The 21,614-nt window shown below is 37.5% G+C and carries 17 protein-coding genes and 1 riboswitch; of the genes, 10 read left to right on the forward strand and 7 right to left on the reverse strand.

What is annotated here, in order from left to right; genetic code table 11:
* The first annotated feature begins 31 nt into the window (after window positions 1-31).
* The 5 genes from ACONDI_RS11835 (at window position 32) to ACONDI_RS11855 (ending at window position 4,497) form a co-directional block, all read left to right on the forward strand.
* Window positions 32-691, forward strand: coding sequence for a cobalamin B12-binding domain-containing protein (locus ACONDI_RS11835; RefSeq protein WP_241078754.1), 660 nt, complete (start codon window positions 32-34; stop codon window positions 689-691).
* A gap of 252 nt (window positions 692-943) precedes the next feature.
* Window positions 944-2,305: a uroporphyrinogen decarboxylase family protein gene (locus ACONDI_RS11840; RefSeq protein WP_241078755.1), complete on the forward strand. Its 1,362-nt coding sequence runs from the start codon at window positions 944-946 to the stop codon at window positions 2,303-2,305.
* Window positions 2,306-2,430: 125 nt separating this feature from the next.
* The gene (locus ACONDI_RS11845; protein ID WP_241078756.1) at window positions 2,431-3,075 is read left to right on the forward strand and encodes a cobalamin B12-binding domain-containing protein; all 645 of its coding nucleotides are present in this window, start codon (window positions 2,431-2,433) and stop codon (window positions 3,073-3,075) included.
* A 160-nt stretch (window positions 3,076-3,235) separates the two neighbouring features.
* Window positions 3,236-4,087, forward strand: a complete 852-nt coding sequence (locus tag ACONDI_RS11850) for a dihydropteroate synthase (protein WP_241078757.1) — start codon at window positions 3,236-3,238, stop codon at window positions 4,085-4,087.
* A gap of 170 nt (window positions 4,088-4,257) precedes the next feature.
* Window positions 4,258-4,497, forward strand: a complete 240-nt coding sequence (locus ACONDI_RS11855; RefSeq protein WP_241078758.1) for an MTH865 family protein — start codon at window positions 4,258-4,260, stop codon at window positions 4,495-4,497.
* Window positions 4,498-4,670: 173 nt separating this feature from the next.
* On the opposite strand, the gene ACONDI_RS11860 is transcribed toward ACONDI_RS11855, so the two are convergent.
* Together ACONDI_RS11860 and ACONDI_RS11865 are read right to left on the reverse strand one after the other, a co-directional pair.
* Window positions 4,671-5,372 carry a Crp/Fnr family transcriptional regulator gene (locus tag ACONDI_RS11860; RefSeq protein WP_241078759.1) on the reverse strand — a complete coding sequence of 234 codons (702 nt, stop codon included), beginning with the start codon at window positions 5,370-5,372 and terminating at the stop codon, window positions 4,671-4,673.
* Window positions 5,373-5,652: 280 nt separating this feature from the next.
* Window positions 5,653-7,062 carry an SLC13 family permease gene (locus ACONDI_RS11865; protein ID WP_241078760.1) on the reverse strand — a complete coding sequence of 470 codons (1,410 nt, stop codon included), beginning with the start codon at window positions 7,060-7,062 and terminating at the stop codon, window positions 5,653-5,655.
* A gap of 316 nt (window positions 7,063-7,378) precedes the next feature.
* Here ACONDI_RS11865 and ACONDI_RS11870 point away from each other — a divergent pair, with 316 nt between their 5' ends.
* The 5 genes from ACONDI_RS11870 (at window position 7,379) to ACONDI_RS11890 (ending at window position 15,261) form a co-directional block, all read left to right on the forward strand.
* Entirely contained in the window at window positions 7,379-8,599 is a 1,221-nt protein-coding gene (locus tag ACONDI_RS11870) for a benzoate/H(+) symporter BenE family transporter (protein ID WP_241078761.1), read from the forward strand.
* A 184-nt stretch (window positions 8,600-8,783) separates the two neighbouring features.
* Window positions 8,784-10,175 carry a uroporphyrinogen decarboxylase family protein gene (locus ACONDI_RS11875; RefSeq protein WP_241078762.1) on the forward strand — a complete coding sequence of 464 codons (1,392 nt, stop codon included), beginning with the start codon at window positions 8,784-8,786 and terminating at the stop codon, window positions 10,173-10,175.
* A gap of 43 nt (window positions 10,176-10,218) precedes the next feature.
* Window positions 10,219-12,225: an ASKHA domain-containing protein gene (locus tag ACONDI_RS11880; RefSeq protein ID WP_241078763.1), complete on the forward strand. Its 2,007-nt coding sequence runs from the start codon at window positions 10,219-10,221 to the stop codon at window positions 12,223-12,225.
* Between the two features lie 161 nt (window positions 12,226-12,386).
* Window positions 12,387-13,484 (forward strand): DUF418 domain-containing protein, encoded by a 1,098-nt coding sequence (locus ACONDI_RS11885; protein WP_241078764.1) that lies wholly within the window; start codon window positions 12,387-12,389, stop codon window positions 13,482-13,484.
* Between the two features lie 228 nt (window positions 13,485-13,712).
* A riboswitch (cyclic di-GMP riboswitch) is annotated at window positions 13,713-13,798 on the forward strand.
* A 152-nt stretch (window positions 13,799-13,950) separates the two neighbouring features.
* Complete coding sequence (locus ACONDI_RS11890) at window positions 13,951-15,261, forward strand: methyl-accepting chemotaxis protein (protein ID WP_241078765.1); 1,311 nt, start codon at window positions 13,951-13,953, stop codon at window positions 15,259-15,261.
* A gap of 155 nt (window positions 15,262-15,416) precedes the next feature.
* On the opposite strand, the gene ACONDI_RS11895 is transcribed toward ACONDI_RS11890, so the two are convergent.
* From ACONDI_RS11895 to ACONDI_RS11915, 5 genes are all read right to left on the reverse strand, one after another.
* Window positions 15,417-16,310, reverse strand: coding sequence for a cell division protein FtsX (locus tag ACONDI_RS11895; RefSeq protein WP_241078766.1), 894 nt, complete (start codon window positions 16,308-16,310; stop codon window positions 15,417-15,419).
* A complete protein-coding gene (locus ACONDI_RS11900) occupies window positions 16,310-16,981 on the reverse strand; it encodes a cell division ATP-binding protein FtsE (protein ID WP_241078767.1) in 672 nt (223 codons plus the stop codon). The genes ACONDI_RS11895 and ACONDI_RS11900 overlap by 1 nt, the downstream gene beginning before the upstream one ends.
* An 87-nt stretch (window positions 16,982-17,068) precedes the next feature.
* Window positions 17,069-18,271, reverse strand: coding sequence for a coiled-coil domain-containing protein (locus ACONDI_RS11905; protein WP_241078768.1), 1,203 nt, complete (start codon window positions 18,269-18,271; stop codon window positions 17,069-17,071).
* Between the two features lie 201 nt (window positions 18,272-18,472).
* The gene (locus ACONDI_RS11910; protein WP_241078769.1) at window positions 18,473-19,288 is read right to left on the reverse strand and encodes an FMN-binding protein; all 816 of its coding nucleotides are present in this window, start codon (window positions 19,286-19,288) and stop codon (window positions 18,473-18,475) included.
* Window positions 19,289-19,387: 99 nt separating this feature from the next.
* A complete protein-coding gene (locus ACONDI_RS11915; protein ID WP_241078770.1) occupies window positions 19,388-21,475 on the reverse strand; it encodes a YcdB/YcdC domain-containing protein in 2,088 nt (695 codons plus the stop codon).
* Window positions 21,476-21,614: the final 139 nt, after the last annotated feature.

Genomic DNA, 21,614 nt, shown 5'->3' on the forward strand with positions numbered 1-21,614 from the left:
TTTTGTCACCCTCTATTTTGGAGGTTAATTTATGGTAGATAGTAAAGACCTTACAGAGGATCTTTTAGTCAAAAAAATTGCAGATCTTAACGAAAAAGAGACGATTAACCTGGTAAAGATTGAGGTTAATGATAATAACGCACAGGATATCTTTAATAGATGTATGAAAGGTGTTGAACAGGTAGGGAGAAGATACGAGAAGGGTATCTATTTCCTGTCTGATCTTATTATGGCTGGCGAGATATTTAGGGAGATCATGAAAGTACTTAGTCCATATTTTGCCGAAGAAAAAGAAAGTACTCCAACGAAATCACCAAGGGTTGTCATCGGTACTATTAAAGGAGATATTCATGATCTTGGCAAAAATCTTATATCTTTCCTGTTGAAATCTAGAGGTTATGAGGTCTATGATATTGGTGTAGATGTTTTACCCGAAGAGTTTGTTAAAGAGGCTTATAGGGTTGGGGCTGACTTTGTAGGTATCTGCACCCTTTTATCAAGCTGTTTCAAAGATGTTAAAAGAACAGTCGATCTCTTTCACGAAACGGGTCTAAAAGATGAGCTAACGATTGTCATCGGCGGCTATCCAATAAACGAAGAAGTTAAAAAATATGTAGGTGCAGACTTTTTTAGCAATGATGCCAAGAATGCAATTGAGATATTTGAGAAGTACAGGTATAAGTATGTTTGAGCAAATAGACTTTTGCACAGGAATCATTGATTTAGTTTACAATCCCTGCTTAATCTAGGTTTGATAGATAATATCAAAAAAATCAGCAGGGATTTAAAAAGATATAACCTGTCTATACAAGTATACGTCTACTCTGGGTATTTTTCTAGGAGGTGATTTCAAGTATATTTATCCAAATGTATTATTTCTTTCATTTATTGAGATTCTAAAACTAAAACTGGTTTATGTTAATACCTGAAGGAGGTTTTATTAATGACAGAAGATCTTAAAAAGCTTTATAACGAACGCCTTGGGCGCTACCAGAACGCAATCGCACTTAAATCCATTGATAGGATACCTATAGCATCAGGAAGTAATTACTTCGCCGAAGTTTATTCAGGCTGTACTAAACAGGAGATAATCTATGACCCAGAAAAGTGGCTTCAGGCTGAAAAGGATTTTATCAAAGATTTCCCGGAAGTCGATGTGCTTAGAAATAACAGACTCTGGGCTCCCCTGCAGGATACTGTAGGTAGTAAAACATACAAGTTCCCCGGTAGGGAGCTAGATCCGGACATCCAGTTCCAGTTCATTGAAGAAGAATACATGAAGGCAGACGAGTACGACGACCTTATAAACAACCCTGGAGAATATTTAATAGACAAAGTCCTTCCAAGAATGTTTACGGAGATGGAAGATAGAGGTTCTCCCCGCTCTTACATGGCATGGCTAAAGGCAGGTATGGCGCAGATGAAGATGGGCGAAATTATGAAGAACCGCTCCATCACCCTGCAACAAGAGTGCGGGATGCCTCAGCCTATGACAGGAGCCTTTTTGGCACCTTTTGATGCACTTTCAGATGCACTTAGAGGGCTTCAAGGAATATCCATCGACATGTACAGACAACCAGAAAAAGTAGAAAAAGCCTGCGAAGTACTAACAGAAGAGATGGCCGGGTTTGCCCTATCAACAGCAGACCCATTCAAACGCTATCCAATTTTTGTACCAACCCATAAAGCTTGTTTCTTATCGCCAAAGCAGTTTGAGAGATTCTACTGGCCATCATTCAAGAGAGTGCTAGAGATATTAATAGAAGCAGGCTATACAGTAAGAGCTTATCTAGAGGGAGACTGGACCCAGCACTGGCACCACTTAAGAGAACTACCAAAAGGAAAAGTTCTTCTAGATATCGACGATCAAGCAGATATAGTTAAGGCAAAAGAGGATCTTGCAGGCTATCAGTGTATTGCTGGTGGTATACCAAGCTCCATGTTCATCCTTGGCTCTCCAGATGAGATGAGAGAAAGAGTTAAGTGGCTCTGTGAGACTGTAGGGCAAGATGGTGGATATATCCTAAATGGAGGCTGTAATATTCCATACGATACAAAACCTGAAAACTACAAGGCAATGATCGAAGCTGCTATGGAGTACGGCTTCTATGATGAGTCACTAAAGCCTGAACCAATCACTCCACCAGAGGGCAAAAACACCCTTACCAAAAAGCGTATCCTTACCCCGTGGGAGACCAAAAAAGAAGAACTTGGCGGCATAACTGGTGATGAGGAGCTTATCAAAGAGCCGTGGGAAATGCTTGAAAAAATGGGCTATAACTGGCTTTGGCAGTGGTTAATGTAAACATCAGTGTATTACAATTTAGCTGGTACTATTACAAAGTAAGGATTTAGTTTGTTAGTTTAGTAGTTTAGCAGCTTAATTTTAGTTATATATTTTTCTAATTAAATGATTGGAGGTATTAAGGTATGAGTAAAACTGATCTGGCAAAGGCAGTAGCAGAGTTAGATGAAAAGAAGATTTTTGAGATAATTGATGAGAAACTTGCAAACAATGAAGACCCAATGGGAATAATAAAAGAGTGTAACGAAGGAATGATCGAAGTAGGTAATCTTTATTCCGAAGGCAAATATTTCATCAGTGAGCTAATGTTCTCAGGTGAGATTTTCAAGGAAATAATGGCTAAACTTGATGATAAACTTGAAGATACTGCAGAGGAAGAAGAAGTAACTGGTGAAAACGTAGTAGTAATTGGTACCGTGAAAGACGATATCCACGATATCGGTAAAAACATCGTAATCAACCTATTAAAAGGCAGCGGTTTTGATGTAATTGACATGGGAGTAGATGTTCCTCCAGAAAAGTTTGTAGAGAAGGTCAAGGAAACAGGAACCAAGGTATTAGGGCTTAGTGCTCTACTTAACTCCACCTTCCCTGAGATGAAAAAGGTAATAGACGCTATAGAAGAAGCAGGACTTAGAGATCAGGTAAAAATTATTATTGGTGGAGCACCAACAGATGAGCAGGTTAAAGAATACTGCGGAGCAGATTATTACGCACAGGACGCATCATCCGGAGTGGAAATTTGTAGAGAGATTATAACTCAAAGCTAAGTAATTCTTAAACCCACTTTTAAAGCTAACAGGTTTCATTTTTGAGGCGGCCAAGCCTTTTGGCTGCCTCCTTATTAATTAACATTGTTGTAGAATTGGTAACTGAAAATTTTTGAGAAGATCCTAAGAAAAAGAAAAGAAGGAGGCTTAATTCGAAAATATGGTAAAAATGTTAAAAACCAAAATAAGCAGTGAAAAAAAAGAGATAGAAATAAGTTTTGAAAACCAGACAGCTCTAATAGGAGAAAGAATTAACCCTACGGGTAAGAAAAAGCTAAGCAAAGCTCTGCAGGATAAAGACCTCTCCATAGTAGAAAAAGAAGCAAAAGAACAAACAGAAGCGGGAGCAGATATTCTTGATGTTAACGTAGGTGCAGCAGGTGTCGATGAGATGGCTATGCTTCCTGAGGCTGTTAAGCTTGTCCAGGAGACTGTTGATCTTCCTATCTGTATCGATAGCTCTAGCCCTGACGCAATCGCCAAAGCGCTTGAAGTTTACAAAGGAAAAGCCCTTATAAACTCTGTAACCGGTGAAGAAAAGTCAATGGATATAATGTTTCCCCTGGTAAAAGAACATAACGCTGCTATAATCGCACTTCCCCATGATGAAGAAGGAATTCCAGCTAAAGCTGACAAGCGCTTAAAGGTTGTTGATAAGATTTTTGATAGAGCTACCAAAGAAGGAATTCCTCACGAAGATATAATTATAGACTGCCTTGCCCTTGCTGTAAGTACAGATGATACAGCAGGCCTCGCCGCTCTAGAGACCATTGAAGAGACAAGAAAAAGATATGGGGCAAACATAACCGTAGGAGCAAGTAACATAGCCTTTGGAATGCCAGAAAACCATCTAATCACAGGTGCTTTCTTATCAACTGCCATCTATGCTGGGCTTACCTGCCCTATTGTTGATGCCAAAAAGGTTCGCCAGTACGTTCTTGCAACAGATCTTGTCCTCGGTAGGGATAAATTTGGCATGAGGTTTATAAAGGATTATAGAAGCAGAAGCTAAAGATTACAAGATAAGGTGTTATTGAGTACTGTAAGTTTAATTTGTGAAAAAAGTTACGAGATTGTAAAATATTTTACAGCAAAAACTCCCCCCTATAGTCTAAAATGACACCTAAACCAAGCCTAAAGACAAGGTTTTAACCAAAACTAATTCAAAAGGGGGAGTTTTTTATGACAGTAAAAGAAGAGATCAGAAATCAAATTTGTGGTGCTATCAAGGATGCTAACTTCCCGATTAACACCCCAGAAGAGCTCTTAAACGCCTTCCCAGAAGGTGCTGATACTACCTGCAAATGCGGTGATGTTGAAGTAACAGCAGGTGAAGCAGGTAAATTATTAACAGAAGATGATTTCCCATTTAATGGACCAGAAGAGGTAGCTGATACAATAGTAGAAAGAGCAAACTTTTAAAAAAACTGACCATCAGAACCCTTACCACCTAATACTATAACCTCCTACCTCAGGTTATAGTATAGTTCCACAACAAGCTGCTGCCCAAAATCACCTTGTAACTTTTTTGGGCAGCTCTTTTTTGACAAAACTAGTGATCAAGTTATCATATAATTTGTTGTATTTTATTCGACTTATTCTACCATTTCTTCTAGCCCATCTAACTCACAGGTTAGCACCGATGGATCTTCGATCCAGATGATACCTCCTTTAGCTTCAACACCCGGAAGCTGTTTTAGGATATTGGTTACCATCACCCTTGATGAACCGATGAAATCAGCCAGTTCCTGATGGGTCAGTTTTACATCTAATTTTAGCCTATCTCCTTCATAACGCCCATATTCTTCTGATAGCCTCTCAAGAAGGGAGACAAGCCTGTACTTCACATCACCTGCTGCAAGAGAGCTTACCCAGGAGGTTGTTTCGTGAAGTTTTTTACCCAGGTTAGCTATTATTTTCATGGCTAGTTGGGGCGATTTTTGGACTGCTCTTTCAAACTGTTCTTTGGTACAGTAGCAGACAAAAGCATCCTCCACAGCCGTTGCAGTAGCGACTTGACTGTTGTCTCTAAACAGTGCGTCCTGTCCTAACACCTCATCTGTACCGGTAAAGCCAATTGCTATCTCTCTTCCATCGGGAAAAATCCTACTTAGCTTTAGCCTTCCTTTTTTGATCAAGTACAAAGCGTCAGCGTTTTCGTCCTGGTAGAATAACACTTCTCCTTTTTTTAAGTACTTTTTCTCTGCTAGTTGGCGGATTACGTTTTTTTCTTTTGCAGACAAACCTTCAAACAAAGGTAGGCTTGTCATGCACATTGTAGTAACATTGTTCTCCATAAATAATCCCCCCACATTTTATAAATATTTGTCCCTTCGTATATTATATATTGAAAAAAACACTTGTCCTTTTATTATTTAATGTAATTTCTAATATAATATTTTTAGGTAATAAAAAATTAGCATAATTATTTGATTTTGACAATAAATAAGCCTGCCCCTTTTAGTGAGATTATAAAAAGAAGCAGGCAAGATTTGAATACATTTTAATCTAAGGCATCATTTCCAAAGTTTTAATTGAAATATTAGCAAATCTATGGTTATGGTTAATTGAACTAAATTACTGAATTAATCCCATCAACTGCCAGTAAGGAATTGTAACCATTGCTGCGATTAGTGCTATTGCTAGATATAAGAATGCAAATGGTCTGGCTTGTTTGTGAGTAAATAGTGTTCCTTCTGATACTGAGTACATAATTAGATATCTTGTTGGGTTTAGGTGGGGCATTAGCCAGTGATTACTTACTAGAACGTATACAAGTAGTAGTACGAATGGGCTTATTCCTGCTGATTCTGCAACTCCACCTAGTGAAGTAATTAATAAGATCCCTGGTACACTTAGTGATGGTATGATTAGTCGTAGTAGTAATGCTACAAAGAAGAATGCAAGTAAAAATACATATGGACTGTATAGTAATGGCTCAAGCAGTGGTATCAAGATTGAAGCAATCCATTCGTCAACTTCTACACTTGCAAGGGTTGGTGAAATACCAAGAATAATTGACACCAAGAACCATAGATGAAATGGTACTTTGCTTATAAATTCGGGTGGTTCTAAAACATTAAACACTAGAATTGCTACCATTGCACCGATTGCAACCATTGCTTCATCTAGTCCTGTAACTATACCTGACAGCCAGGCCAAAACTGTTACAAGGGCAATTATTGCAGCTGTTTTTTCCTTTTTACCCATTGGTCCCATTTCTTTCAGTTGTTCTTCAACGTATTCTTTAGAAACTTCTGCCTTTGAATCCGGTGAATACATCTTGTTAAGAAGGGGTACCATCGCTGCAAACAAGATAATCACTAGAGGCAGTGCATATAATGTCCACAGTGCCCATGGCACATCAGCCTGAACATGTTCTGGAAGCATACCGTAGATAGCAACCTGAGAACCGCAAGCAGTCAAGAAAGCTACGTTTCCAAGTACACTTGCTCCTGTATAGGCGCTCATACCAAGGCCTGTACTTTCTTTGGATTGATCTGCAAAACCAAAGGCCTTTGAGATACCCATAGTAGGAAGTGTAATAACGGTATTTCTTGGCGCTGATGATGGAACAGCAGCACTTAAGAATATACCACCGATTACAAGGGCTAAAGATTGTCCAAAATAGTTACCCGGCAGTACCTTCAACATCCATAATGCAAGCCGCTGGGCAAAGTTAGTCACCCTAAGCGCAGTAGCTAGTGTTAAAGCAGCAATTGTTAACCAACCTACTGGGCTAGAAAATCCATCAAATGCTGTGCCAATCGGTATATCTGCAACTGCAACGAATAAAAAGGCCATTAGTAAAAGCGAGATCCACTCAGGAAAAACATCTAAAGCCATGAATATGATTGCACCGGCAAAAATACCAAGAACAAGCATACCCTGTTGGTCAAGGCCTTCTGGTGGTGGTAAAAATGCAATTATTAGTCCGATAATTACACCGATGGCACCAAAAGTCATTCTTTTTTGCTTTTCGTCCATAGACTTTAACTCTCCTTTCAGTTTGAAATATTACAAAATATTAAAAATCAATGTATAAACAGGTACCTGTATATACAAGCATACAGCAGGTTTGGTTATTTGTCAAGAAAGACACTAAGTTAATTATATAGGGGAATAACGTGTTTTCAATATTTTATTTGGTGATTACAGTTGTAATAGTTAAAATAAATGTTGCGTAAATGTATATACAAGTTTCCAGCTATAAGTTATAATACTGATGTATGCTTGTCTATACTAAAACACTGCTTACTACATCTTACATGTCCGAAAATTCTAAAGGTGGTGAAAAAGATAAATGATTGAAAAAGGAGTAGGTTTTAAAAACACTTTAAGGGATTTAAAAAATGATTTTGATAGGCATAATTTAGGAGCAGGTATTGTAGCTGCTATATTTGGGCTTAGTGCAGGTGTGGTTCATATCAGTGCTGCAAACTCGGTAGGTCTGCCGTCGGATTTTACAATGATATGGGTTACTGCCCTTTATTTTATCAACGGACTATTCGGTGTATTAGTTGCATCATACTACAGACAACCCTTGCCTATGGCTAACTCATTCCCAGGAGTGTTTCTCTTTGTTGCTTTTGTTGCCAATGCAGGTCTTGCACCAACTTTGGGCGGGACACTGGTAGCTGGATTTTTAGCATTTTTGATTGGATTTTCTGGGGCTATGGGTAAGATAATGCGTTTTACACCTACGCCAATTGTTATGGGAATGATAAGCGGTATACTTTTAAGCTTTGGACTAGACCTTGTGACACCTTTGGAGGATTCTTTTTTACCAGCAGCTTTAATGATAGGAACTTATCTATTGATACAAAGATTTTATCCAAAATTCCCTGCTATAGTCGGGGCACTAATTACCGGAGTTATTTATATGTTTATAGTTGGTGTTGATTTTACAGGAGTTAGCTTGATGACTAACTACCCTAGATTCAGTGTACCTGAGTTTGATATATCAGTTATTCTGTCATACGGTATTCCTTTAACAATAATTCTTGTAGGTGTTGAAACCCCTGCAGGTGTTGGGCTTTTAAAGGCTGCAGGTTACAAAAAATCCCCCGCCAATGGGATCACTGCAGCAAATGGTATCGGCACAATGGTATCGGCATTTTTCAATCTTCATAACACCTGTATAGCAGCACCGATGACAGCGATAACATCATCACCTGAAGCAGGTAAACTTGATAAACGCTGGGTTTCTGCTGTTCTTGTCGGTTTGATCTGGATGGCAGCTGCACCTTTCTATGGAAGTTTGGTTACACTATTTGAGATCATGCCTCCATTTTTCATCAATATAATTGCGGGACTAGCACTTCTCAAAGTCCTTGTAAGTACTTTTGGCAATGCTTTTGGCACAGGAGGCCATACAATCGGAGCTTTGTTTGCCTTCTTGATCGCCGCTTCAGAGATAGAGCTGTTAAACATCGGAGCACCTTTATGGTCTCTTGTTATTGGTATTTTGGTATCATTAATCCTTGAAACTAAAGATTTTGACTTTAACTTCGCTGATGCGTAAGGGGTAAGCAGGGGGACGGTTCTCCTGCTTACCCCTGCTTACCCCTTACGTGTAATATTAAGATAAATATTTTGAAACTCTAAGGAATGATAGGAAGTGCATAAAAAGAAACAGGAGCAGGAGAACCGTCCCCACTGTTTCCCACTGCTTCCACTGCTTCCTGCTTCTAAAGGAGGGAAAAGAAATGAATGATTATGAAAAAAGGCTTGCACGCTACCAGGCGACCTGCAGGTTAGAAACTCCAGACAGACTCCCAATAGGGGCAACAGGTTCTAATTATTATGCCGAAATTTATGCTGGGTATTCCAAGCAGGAAACAATCTACGAAAGCGATAAGTTAATCGATGCCCAGGTTAAGTTTTGCGAAGATTTCCCCGAGGTAGATGTACTTAGAGCAGGCGGTAGAGTTTGGGGACCTCTACTTGATTCAGTAGGAGCTAATTTTTACAAGCTTCCAGGCAAAGAACTCTCCCCCAATACTCAATTCCAGTACATTGAAGAGGAGAGAATGAAGGCTGATGAGTACGATTTTTTCATGGATAATCCTGTAGAGTTTTTCATGGACAGGATTCTTCCAAGAACCCTGGATGATTATGACAGAAGCGGTTCTACAAGGAGCTACATAACTTTCTTGAAGGGCGGAATGGCCTTCATGGATAAGTTAAAGTTAAATGCACAAATAGCCCAAACCCTTGAAAACAAATGCGGTATGCCACAGCCTTTTAAAGGCGGTTTTTTGGCGCCGTTTGATTTTTTGGCCGATGGTCTTAGAGGGCTTAATGGCATTATGATGGACCTATTTCGCCGTCCCGACAAGGTAAAAGAAGCTTGTGACTGGCTTGTCCCCCAGACGGTTAGGACAGCTCTTATGGGTGCAGATCCAGAAAGAAAATTTCCTATCTTTGTTCCCCTTCATCGGGGCAATACTCCTTTTTTATCGCCTAAGCAGTTTGAGAACTTTTACTGGCCAAGTCTAAAAAAGACACTTCAAATACTTATTGATGCAGGCTATCAGGTAAGATGTTATCTAGAGGGAGATTGGAGCTATAACTGGCATCATTTCAGAGAACTTCCCAAAGGAAGTGTCATCTGCGACATTGATAATCAAGGTGATATCTTCAAAGCTTATAAGGACCTTGGCGGCCATCAGTGTATTGCCGGAGGAGTCCATGACAACATTTTCATACTAAGCTCTCCCGAGGAGGTCAAAGAAAAGGTCAAAACCCTCTGTGAAAAGATTGGTCAAGATGGAGGGCTTCTTATCACAGGTGGCTGTGCTTTTCCTTATGATACAAAACCCGAAAACTTCAAGGCTTATATAGATACAATGAAAGCTTATGCTACTATAGATGAGAACAAAAAGTTAGAAGTAAAATCTCCCGCCCCGCCGTCAAAGGATATTAAATCCATCCTTGCAGATTACGGCTATACTAATCTTGACAAAACCGTCATCACACCCTGGGAAGTAAAGAAAGAAGAGATAGGAGACATCCTTGGTGATGAAGAACCTATCAAAAACGCCTGGGAGAAGTATGAGACGATTGCATACCACTGGCTTTGGAGCTGGACCTGGTGATAAAATGAGTTCAAAAAAACATAGTATGAAAGGTTGATAGATCATGGAGGTTGAAACTAACAAAAATAATAAAGCAAAAGTCTATATAGTGCCTATGGAAATCGAAGTAGAGATCAACAAAGGAAAAACCATCATTGAAGCCTTAGACAAGGCGGGAGTAATGGTTGAGGCTACCTGCGGCAGAAAAGGCACCTGCGGTAAGTGCCGAGTCAAAATATTAAGCCCTCCTCCTACGATAACCCAGCAATTCAACCCGGCAGAGAAAAAGCATCTCACAGACAAAGAACTAGAAGAGGGCATAACTCTATCATGCATTAGAAAAGTTCAGGAAGATATGATAATAGAAGTTAAGGATACTATAGATGACAAGGATAACAAAAACAAGACTACCTCAAACAAAATAAATAACAAGTTAAAAAACCAAATAAAAAAAGAAGTCCAGCACGATCTAGAGATACAAAGGCTTAAAAATCTAGAGCTTGACAGCAATATCCAAAAGCTAAAGGTTAAATTAAGTGATACAAATGGCCTGCTTGAACTAGAGTCTAAAGAAATTAATTCGTCAGAGTTTGACAGGATAGTTGAACCTCTAAGAGAAAGGGCTGACCTAAAAGCTGACATAGATGTGGGTTATATTGGGCTTGATGTTTTACAAAAACTACCCGAGACTATATTTACTGAGGATGAAATTACTGCAGTCATAAACACAGAAAATAACAATAGGGTGATAAATTTTGAAAAAGGTGATACCACAGGAAAAAAATATGGTATAGTAATAGATATTGGTACAACCGGGGTTAAAGGATACCTTGCTGATCTGAACAAAAAAGAAATTCTCTCGTACGACTCTATGCTAAACTTCCAGGTAACATACGGCGGAGATATTATTTCAAGGCTTAATTATGCCGTAGAAAACAAGGAAAATTCCAAAACCCTACAAGACCTTGTTTTAAAATCTATCAACAAAGTATTAGATAGGTTGATTCATATTAGTGGTGTAAACAAAGAATATATATACGAGACTGTTGTTGTTGGTAACACAACTATGCTTCATTTGTTTTTGGACATTGTGCCGACCCACACTAATTCTCTGGTCTATAAACCTATTATCAAACATCAGGTTATATTGAATTCAAGAGAAGTCGGACTAAATATACTACCCTCCCATTCAAGTATTATTGTCCTTCCTTCAATATCTGCAACTGTTGGGGCAGATGCTTTAGCAGTTACTATGACTTTATTGATGGACAAGAATGGTCTTAGAAAAGCAGGAAAATGGGCTATCATAGATATTGGTACAAACGGGGAGATAATAATTTTTGATAACGAAAAAATCATCACATGTTCAACCGCTGCAGGGCCTGCATTTGAAGGAGGTAAGATAAAACATGGTATGAGGGTCAAAGAAGGTGCAATTAGAGAAGTAAAGATTAATAAAAATGCTAATAGCAAAACTAATGCCTTAAAATTAGATGTCATAGGTGAATCTGACCCTGTTGGAATATCTGGTACGGGGATAGTCTCTGCAATTTCCGAGTTTTTGATAAACGGTATTGTAGAAAAAAACGCTAGAATAAAAAATCCTGAAGAATGGCCGACTAAAATAAGAAAGCTTTTGGAAGATAGATATGTAAATAATAATGGGGAGGTTTCCTTCGTTCTAAGTATTTCCCCGGAAATCACTATCACTCAACAGGATATCATTGAGATACAGCTTGCTAAAGGGGCAATTAATGCTGGAATAATGACAGCATTAAAGGAAAGGGATATATCTATAGAGGATTTGGATGGAATCTATGTAGCAGGTGCCCTTGGCAGTCACATTGACAGAGAATATCTTATAAACACCGGCATCCTCCCCCCTGTTGACATAGAAAAAATAATACCCATTGGCAATGCAGCAGGAGAAGGAGGGCTTTTGTTTCTTAATTCAAGAAATGAAAGAAAACTTGCGTACAATCTGGCAAATGAAATTGAAGCTATAAACCTTGCTATACACCAAGGGTTCAAAAAAACTTTTTCTAGATCACTCTACTTCCCTACTACCTAAGAGCAATGCCTTTGCTAGCTCTATTTTTTCTGTAGTTTTCATAGTATTTACATTTTAAGCATTTAAATTTTACAGAGTTATATATATAATATTCTATATGAGAGAGTACTTCATAGGTATTCTTATGCTGATGATCTTAGCTAATATTGGAGGCATTTATATTGCAGTCTTTAGGAGAAAGGGTAGAAGTAGTTGATGCTGTTAGGGGATTTGCCCTGCTTGGAGTATTAATAGCTAATGTCGGGGTGTTTACGCATAATATAGGAGATATTAACAGCTATGCTGTGAGTTTTTATGAGATTTTCGTCTTAAATAATTTCTATGTTATTTTTTCTATGCTCTTTGGGCTTAGCTTTTATATTTTTATGGCCAAGCCAAAAAATTCTAAAGTCACTTTTTTACGCAGGGTGACTATTTTGCTTTTTTTCGGGTTTATACACCTGACTTTTTTCTGGCATATTGATATTCTTCATGCTTACGCAATAACGGCTTATTTACTGATATTTTTTTACGATATGGATCTTAAAAGTATTAAATTTTGGATTGTAGGATTATTTTTTGTGGACATGTTTTTTGAAGCCTATCTATCATCAGAGATCCTTACCAACTATCTGCTGCAGCCAACATCATCATCTCTAATAGACACTTACTACACTGCAACCTACGCCGAGAACCTGTCTATAACATTTGAGAACCTTTCAAATGTACTGGCAAACACTGTTGTAGAAGTACCTCATTATCTGTTTTTATTCTTAATTGGTCTTTATATCGGAAAATCAGGTATCTATGCCAAAACCAGCGAAAGGTTTGATGATATATACAGAACATCTATCTACAGCCTCATTGTAGTTTTATTATCTTCCCTTTCATGGGGAGTTCTAGCTATTAATGAAACTACTGATGAATACCTTGTTGATCCTGCAACAAATATATTTAACCTTGCTCTTGGCATATTTTATGTAACTTTTATAGTTATCCTTTATCAACAGTACAGTCAAAGTTATATTTTTGACAGGTTTAGGGCTGTTGGTAAGATGACTTTGACAAATTACCTTTCCCACAGTGTTATATATCTAATTTTATTTTATGATTTTAACCTTGGGCTTCATAATGAGTTTCCTAAGTTATTAGTGCCTTTAATTGCCCTGCCAATTTTCTTTTTACAGGCGGAATTTAGCAGGTATTGGATCGAAAAACATGGCCATGGCCCTATGGAAAAGATCTGGCGGTATTTGACTTATCTGCGGCGTAAAGCTTAGAACAAAAAAGTTAAGATTAAAGTCTATTCACATTTTAGTCCAATTAGTTCATAATTTTTTCACGATTACATCATTTATCCAGCGATACAAAAAAATTTAAAATCTCTTATATGACGGAGTGCAAAAGCCCTATTTTTAATTAGTTAAAAGTAGGGCTTTTGCACTAATTGTGACTAAAATGTTACACTGTGCATAGTTAACAAAAGCAATATTTAATATAGTTTTACATAAAATAAGGGGCAAACTTGACGAAAGTCAGGGACGCAAAGCCACGGGTCTAAAGCTTTTTTTGCCATGATCGCCGGGCTGCCAAAAGATGAAGAGTTTTTATATTCATCTTTTGTAAGATATATTGGTGATAACTGCCAATTTGTATCTTTGCTGCAGTTAATAAAGCCCCCTTGCTATCTTGGGGGCTTTTTAAATTGGCTAATTTTTTTAATCTATCTACAAGGAGGGTTATTTTATGTCAGGCAATTACACATCTACCAAAGTAAAGCAAGTTAACAATTTTACCAAAGGGCTTCAGTTTAAGCTAACCCTATCGATTATTGCAGCTTTTATACTAATTACTTTTGCCCGTACATTTTTCATTGAATTTGCCCGAAGTTTCACTGAAGAGACACTTATAATAAACATTTCTTCTGCCCTTGTCGCACTAATATTAGCTGGGTTTATTGCTTTTTTAATTATCAGATTTTTTTTAAAAAAACCTTTGGATTCTCTAACAGAGTATGGCAGCAGACTTGGCACTAATGATTTTTCTTATGCTTTGGATATTAATACTAAAGATGAGTTCGGTCATTTATGTGAAGTTTTTAACAGTACATCAGCTAACTTGTGTAAAGTTATTACAGAAGTTAAAGAAGCATCCGAAAGAATCTCCACCAGCAGTGAGCAGCTTGCTGCAAGTACAGACCAGATCGGGGAGTCAAGCGAAGAGATAAACTCAACCATCTATGAACTTGCAAATAACGCTGATGAACAAAGTAGAGAGATCTCCGATTCATCCCAGGCTATAACCGAAATCTTCAATAATATTAATACTGTCTATGAAAATTCTTTAGGGCTAAAAGAATCCACTAAAAAAGTAATCGAAACTGCCCAAAACGGAAGTAGTGTAGTTGATGAAAACTTAGATGCTATAAACAGTATCAAAGATTATACTGAAAGCATTGATAGCGCAGCCAAAAACTTAGAAAAAGACTCAGAACAGATTGTTAATATACTTGAGATAATAAGCGATATAGCAGAACAAACTAATCTTCTAGCGCTTAATGCAGCCATTGAAGCAGCAAGGGCAGGTGAAAGTGGCAAAGGTTTTGCTGTTGTAGCAGAAGAAATACATAATCTCGCTACTCAGTCACAAGAAGCTACCGAAAATGTAAGTAAGCTAATTAACAACACAAGAGAAAATACCAAAAAGACAGTTTCTTTGATTTCAAAAACATCAGAAGAAGTTAAAAAAGGAGTAGATATTGGCAATAAGACTCGAAATGAATTTGACGAAATTATTAATGAAAACCAGGACAATTCAAAGCAAGTTGACGAAATAGCCTCATTAATCAATGATATTTACAGCGCTAGCAAAGAAGCCGGTACTAAACTAGAAGAAGCGACTAGCAAAGTAGAAGAATTCGCCTCAGGTGCTGAAGAAATATCCAGCAGTGTGGAGGAACAAAACGAAGGGATAAATGAGATTAAAAACGCAACAAAAGAATTATCGAATCTAACAAAAGAACTAAGTGATTTGGCAGTTCAGTTTAAGACAGAATAGTCAAGATTTTTATAATAATAATTTAATAAAACTCCTACCTACACCTACCTGCATATTAGCAAATAATAGCTGGCTATCTAATGAGTTATCTAATAAATAGCCAACTATCTGCTAGATGAATGCGGGTAGTTTTTATGTAGATTTTTTAGATCTTTTTAAAGCCTCTCTTCTTTTGTAAAACGCAAAGACAAGAGACTTCCAACCAAACCAAAGACCACCCCTAGTACAATTACTAAAAATATTACAGCGGGCAAAATCTCCGCCGTATTAGGTATAGGAACAAAGGGCACAGAAGCAGTAATAATTCCCTGGCCATAACTTAGTACCCCAAAGCTAAGAACAGAAGCAAAAACACCGCCAAGACCTCCAAGGATTACACCTTCAATAACAAAGGGTAGGGATATGAACCCTTTTCCCGCTCCAAGTAGTCTAAGCATGTTGATCTCGGATTCTTTTGATAGGATACCGAGGCGAATAATCTGGGATGTGATTATCATGGTTGTAACCCCAACTATCAGTGTCAAAAAGACTCCTATATATCTTATCATGTTAGATAAGGACTGAAACTGGCTAATTATCTCTTCATTATCTCTCACATAGTCAACCCCTGATATTTGATAGAGTTCATCTGTTAGCTCTGGTAGCCTATCCGGATCAACACTAGTGGAGAAGAAAGGATCAAAAGGATTGTCTCCCATCTGGGCCAAAACTTCTATCTCATCACCCATCATAACTTCCATCTGCTGGTATGCTTCTTCACTGTCAACATGACGTGCCCCAAGTACTCCATCTTTGTTCAAAATAACCTCTTCTAAATTAGCGATCTCTTCATCAGTTAGTTCCTCATCATAAAAGATAGCCATCTCAGCATCCTGCTGTATATGGGTTATAATCTCTTCACTTGACCACCAGCCGACAAATACAACTGCCAAAATCAAAAGAGAAAGTCCAATGCTTACGATAGATGCCAAGTTAAGCAGAGGGCTTCTTTTAAAACCCGATAAGCTTTCTTTTAGGAAGTAGTTAATATTCATTAATATTATCTTCATCAAGCAGTTACCACACTTTCTTTAGTTAATTTGCCGTTTTCTAGGTAAAGGGTCCTTAGGTTCAGCTCAGAAACCAAATGTCTTTCATGGGTTGCGATTATCACTACCCTATCCTCATCTCCCAAGTTAACCAGCAGATTAATTATCCTGCGGGAATTTTCATCATCAAGGTTTCCTGTTGGTTCATCTGCTAGGATAATCTTTGAATCCCTTGCTATTGCTCTTGCAACAGCTACTCTTTGACGTTCACCATATGAGAGAAACTTGATTGGATTGTTCAATTTATCACCAAGGCCGACTTTTTCAAGGGCTGATTTACTCTTTTCCTGCATTTTGCCAGGGGTGTGCCCTAGTACTCTAAGGCCAAGGATAACATTTTCTAAGGCGGACTTATCTTCCAAAAGCTTAAAGTCCTGAAATACAGGTGAAATCATCTGCCTTAATTTTGTGATATCAATCTTTGAGCCAGGTGATATATTATGGTCATCAACCATTAATACACCATCCGTAGGAAGCTTAGCCCCCATTAGTAATTTTAGAAGGCTTGACTTCCCCGCACCGCTTGGTCCAAGAAGTAAGACTACTTCTCCTTTATCTATGTTTAAGTTTAAGTTTTCAATACCTACTGTTTGATTGTCATATTCTAAAGTCAGGCTTTTGGCTTTTATCAATTTTTCATCCTCCCCCAAAATCTCATAATCCTTACTATCACCCAAAAATATATCACAATATAAACTCACTTAGTTGTCATTTTTTTCTCATCTAAAAAATGTTGCTTCAATATCAAGCACTAGCTTACCTTCTTTCATTGTAACTTCTGTAATTTGATAACTTCCCATCTCTGCTGCAAAGTCAAAGCCAAGGTTAATATCTCTGGTTAGTTCTTCTATCACTTGTTCCCCAAGATATATATCAAAAAATCTTGCTTCCATAATTTCAAAAGACAGCTCTGTATCACCTACAGAGACGATCTCACCTTTGAAGGTTAAGTTTCCTCCGGGAAGTTCTAAAAACACTTCATCTTCTTTGAATTCAAAAAACAGATCCGGCAGCTCCTCTTCTTCTTCAAAAAAGGAGTTGAAGTTCTCTTCAGACAGCTCCGCTACCGGGTTAAGAAAAGTACCACTAATATCAATCTTGTCTTCGTCTAGTCTTTGGTCTTCAATAAAGCTCTCAAGAACTGCGGCCAGTTCTGTCAAAAAGGGGCGGGTTCTTTCTATCCAAATTGTCTCCAAACGGTTCATCTGCTCTTCAAAATCCTGAAGTTCTGCCTGCACACTTTCTAAGATTTCCTGCTGTTCTTCTTTTTTGTCCATGACCTGGGCAATATTTTCTTCTAGCTCTTCTTCTAGCTCATACTGTCTTAATAGCTCTTCGGTAATATCTTCTTCTATCTCGGCTAGTTGGTTTCTTTCTTCAATATATCCGCCAAACAGGTTATTAATATTTGAAAAAACATCTTTTATCACGTTCAAACGGCGAAGAAAATCTCTTAAGTCTTCAGCTTCAAGTACCATCTCAAAATATGATAAAGGACCTGTCCTCTGAAAAGACCTAAACACTTCTTTTAGTTCTGCTTCTAGTTCTTGAAGTTCTTCTTCTTGTTCTTCTTTTTGGGCCCTTGCTTCTTCTAGATCTTCTCTTGTCTTATCTATCTCTTCTTCTATTGTTTTTTGTTCTTCTTCGAGGCTTTCTATCTCCCTTGAAAGGTTAAATATCTCCGACTGGACCTTTTGTTCTTCTTCTGTCAAATCTGAGAGAAGTTCTTTGTCAACATCGTCTAATTCTTTTATTTCACCTATTTCCTTGAGGTCTTCTATATCAAAGCTTCTAGCAAGAGGTGAAAAACTAAATAATACAAATAGTATAAGTAGGATAATCGGATAATATTTGATTTTATTTGATTTTAATTTGGAGTACAGTTTATATTTATTGAAATTATATTTATGCTCTTTCTTCATTTTGATAGACCGCCTACCTCATTATATTTATTTGTTTGTATTTATTCGGCATTTTGTCATTGTAAACCTTTTATTAGATTTAAAGTTTTCAAAAAAAGAAAAGTCACAGCTAAAGCTGCGACAAGAATATTATAAATGATATATATATCATTTAACTCATATCTTCTTTATATTATTATGCTGCTAAATCATGCGAACTATCTAAATTTCATCTCCGACTGCGTCTTCTACTGCTTCTACAATACCTTCGCTTGCACCAGTCGCTCCTGTCTCTGTATCCACATCTGTGCTTTGTTCTTCGATAATATCATCAATTGTTTCCACAGCACTTGCTTCGTCTCCATCCCAGAAGTCTTCAGTTTCTTCATGGCTTAGAACTTGAATGTCAACAATTTGTCCCTCTTCCATTGTCACTTCTAATTCTATGTCATCGTTATAGCCTTCCCCAACTCCTGTATAAGTCTCTTCCTCTTCCTCATCGGCTTCTTCATCGGCTTCTTCGTCATCTTCGTCTTCATCTTCTATAGGCTCTGCTCCAAATGCATCTTCAACAGCAAGAGCAACGGCTTCACTTGTCTCAGTTGCTCCTGAAATTCCATCAACACCGTCTGTTCCTCCGGCATCTACTATTCTTGCAGGCACTTCCTCCGTAGCTTCTTCTACTTCTAACATCTCAGCCGCAGACTCCGAATGAAGCAAGACCTCAACATCTTCAAGGCCTCCATCCTCAATCACTACCTGAACTTCTAACTCTCCTCCATAACCTTCAGCACTACCTTCATATTCACCATCTTCTAGGTCTTTATCTTCTGCCATAAGACCTTCAACATTTTCTAGCGCTACATCATCAAATTCATCTACAGCTTCTTCTTCCTCTTCTTCTTTTTCTTCCTCTTCAAGTTTTTCTTCTTCCTCTTTGGGGTCTTCTTCCTTAGCCGGCTCTTCTTCACAACCTACGGCAAATCCCATGAATGTTGTAACCATCATAGCAAGCATAAGAATCAACAATTTTTTCATGATTAAATTTCACTCCTTCTATATAAAATTTTCTTCAATTAAGATTTATACGATAGAATTTATTGTAAACCTTTCTAATATATAAAAGTTTAAAATAATTTAAATTGTGTTGACAATTTTTTTAAACAACCTTGCAGCGTCCTCTCTAGTAGCTTCTTTGTCTGGATTTTTATATACTTTTTCAAGATCAAAGTCATCTTTTTCATAGTCTAGCTCGTTCCCATCTATTAATCCTCTTACAACCATCTCAATCAACTCTATCCTGGTAACCTCTCCCTCAGGAGGATCTTCTTCATTTACAATCTCGGGCATAATCCCCGGCTCTATATGATCTACGTTGTAACTGTAGTCAATTAGTAGATTTACTAAATTATTTGCTTCATTTCTTGTTAGGTTTTTTTCTGGTTTTAGTTTATCTGTCTCAGTAGGCACTAAGACCCCTTTGAAAGCTAGCCATTCTAGTTCTTTTTCTAATTCATGACCTTCTATATCTCCTGGGAATTTTACTTTTTCTATAAAATTTAATGATTTTTTAGGAGATTTTTCTTTTGCATCAATAGCTTCTACCTGATCGTTATGAAATCTAAACACAGGTTCTTCTCCTAGATATTCGACACTAATATCCGCATCCTCAAGAAAAAGTTCAAGGGCTTTTTCTTCTGAGATTATATCTTCTGGTTTTTGTATATCATCTTTGAAGATTGGCATACTTAGGTCATAGCTCAAAAGATCTCCTGTGTCCTTACACATTTCAAGCCTTATATAACTATTGTCTACAGGTATGTTATAGGCATTGATCTGATACATAAAGCTATATATTTCGTTTGTATCATCATTATAACTATCAATTTCGTAAACTTCCGGGGAACTATCTAGTTCTATATATTCATAATACTCAGGAGCCAAAGCCTTTATATATTCTTTTGAGAGTTCTTTTTTGTCAAAGTCTTCATTTTTGTCTGTCTCATCAATACCTTCTAAACTTTCTAACCAAAAATAAGACAGCATGAAGTCTGTAACATAACCGTAGTCGCGATCAAATGAAAGTACTATATCTGTGTTGACTTCTGTCTCAACACTATTAGTACTTTCCTTTATATAGTGAAGCTGATACTTCTTACTCTCTCTTCCCGTGGCGACATAAGTATGTTCATTAATGTCTGAAAAGCTAACATCCCCCATTCCAAGATCATCTAACAGCTCTTTTCCCTTCTCTTTTGCATCTTCTTTTGTAAGTAGTTCTTCTAGTTTCTCTGGTGAAGGTGCTCCTTTTTCTACATCTGGAGTGGGCGTTTCTTTTGTGATTTCGTCTTCTTCAAGGACCTTTCCTTCAATATCTAGTAGCCCTTTTGACTCTCCGTGAAGATAGCCTTTTTCTTCCACTATAGGCTTATAAAGAAGTTTAGCAGGATAGTTATCTGAGTTTGCCTGTTCTGCATCTATTTCATTTGCATCTACTTGTGCATCTACTTGAAGTTTTTCATCTTGTTGGTTTTCTTTTTTGTCACCATAGCTAGTATCATGATCTGGTGTATAGGTCAGTGAAGCACCTTTTTTGACAAATTTGTCCTTAGCCTTTTCTTTATCCATGAGATCTTTAGGCTCTTCAAACTCTAAATCCCGGTCTATACTCAAATTATATGAGACTATATCTCCCGTCCTGCTATCTACTGCTAGATTGATGGCATTATTGGTTGGATAATCATATGCATACTGGACGAAGTCTATCTGATGTTTTTCCATGTCTATATACATATGGGAAGTATCACTTATATCTATTAGCCCAGGCTCTAGGACAAAGTCTTCACTATCTATACCAATGGGAATAAGCTGTTCTTCAAAAACCTGCTCCAAAAAATCTTTTGCGATTTCTTCAGCTTCTTCCCGCATGATATAGCGAGGCCCTTTTTCTCTTGATTTTTCTTCTTGAAATCTTGGCATATAATTAAAATTAACTACTATTTCCTCTTTGTCATCAACTACCACGAAAAACCTTCCTGGCGAGATATTCGTTTCTTCTAACAAGTATATAGTCCACTCTTTTCTTTCTTCATCATACTCAAACCCGTCTAACTCATAAGAATCCACACCTGGAATTATCTCTCTTATGACTTCTATCGCCTCTTCTGGTGTTAGACTGCTTTTTTCTTCTATCTTTTCTTCGTAACCTTCTTTGTCATCTTCCATTTCCACTCCAAGGGCTGATTTTGGGTGAATGAATAGTAAGATTATAAAGGAAATAAAAAATAACATTGCGAGAAAATAAATACTGTTAGAGTTAACACTAAAAATCTTTCCCACCTCCAAAATAAATTTTAAAATAACA

Source organism: Natranaerofaba carboxydovora (assembly GCF_022539405.1).
Classification (GTDB): Bacteria; Bacillota; Natranaerobiia; order Natranaerobiales; family Natranaerofabaceae; genus Natranaerofaba; species Natranaerofaba carboxydovora.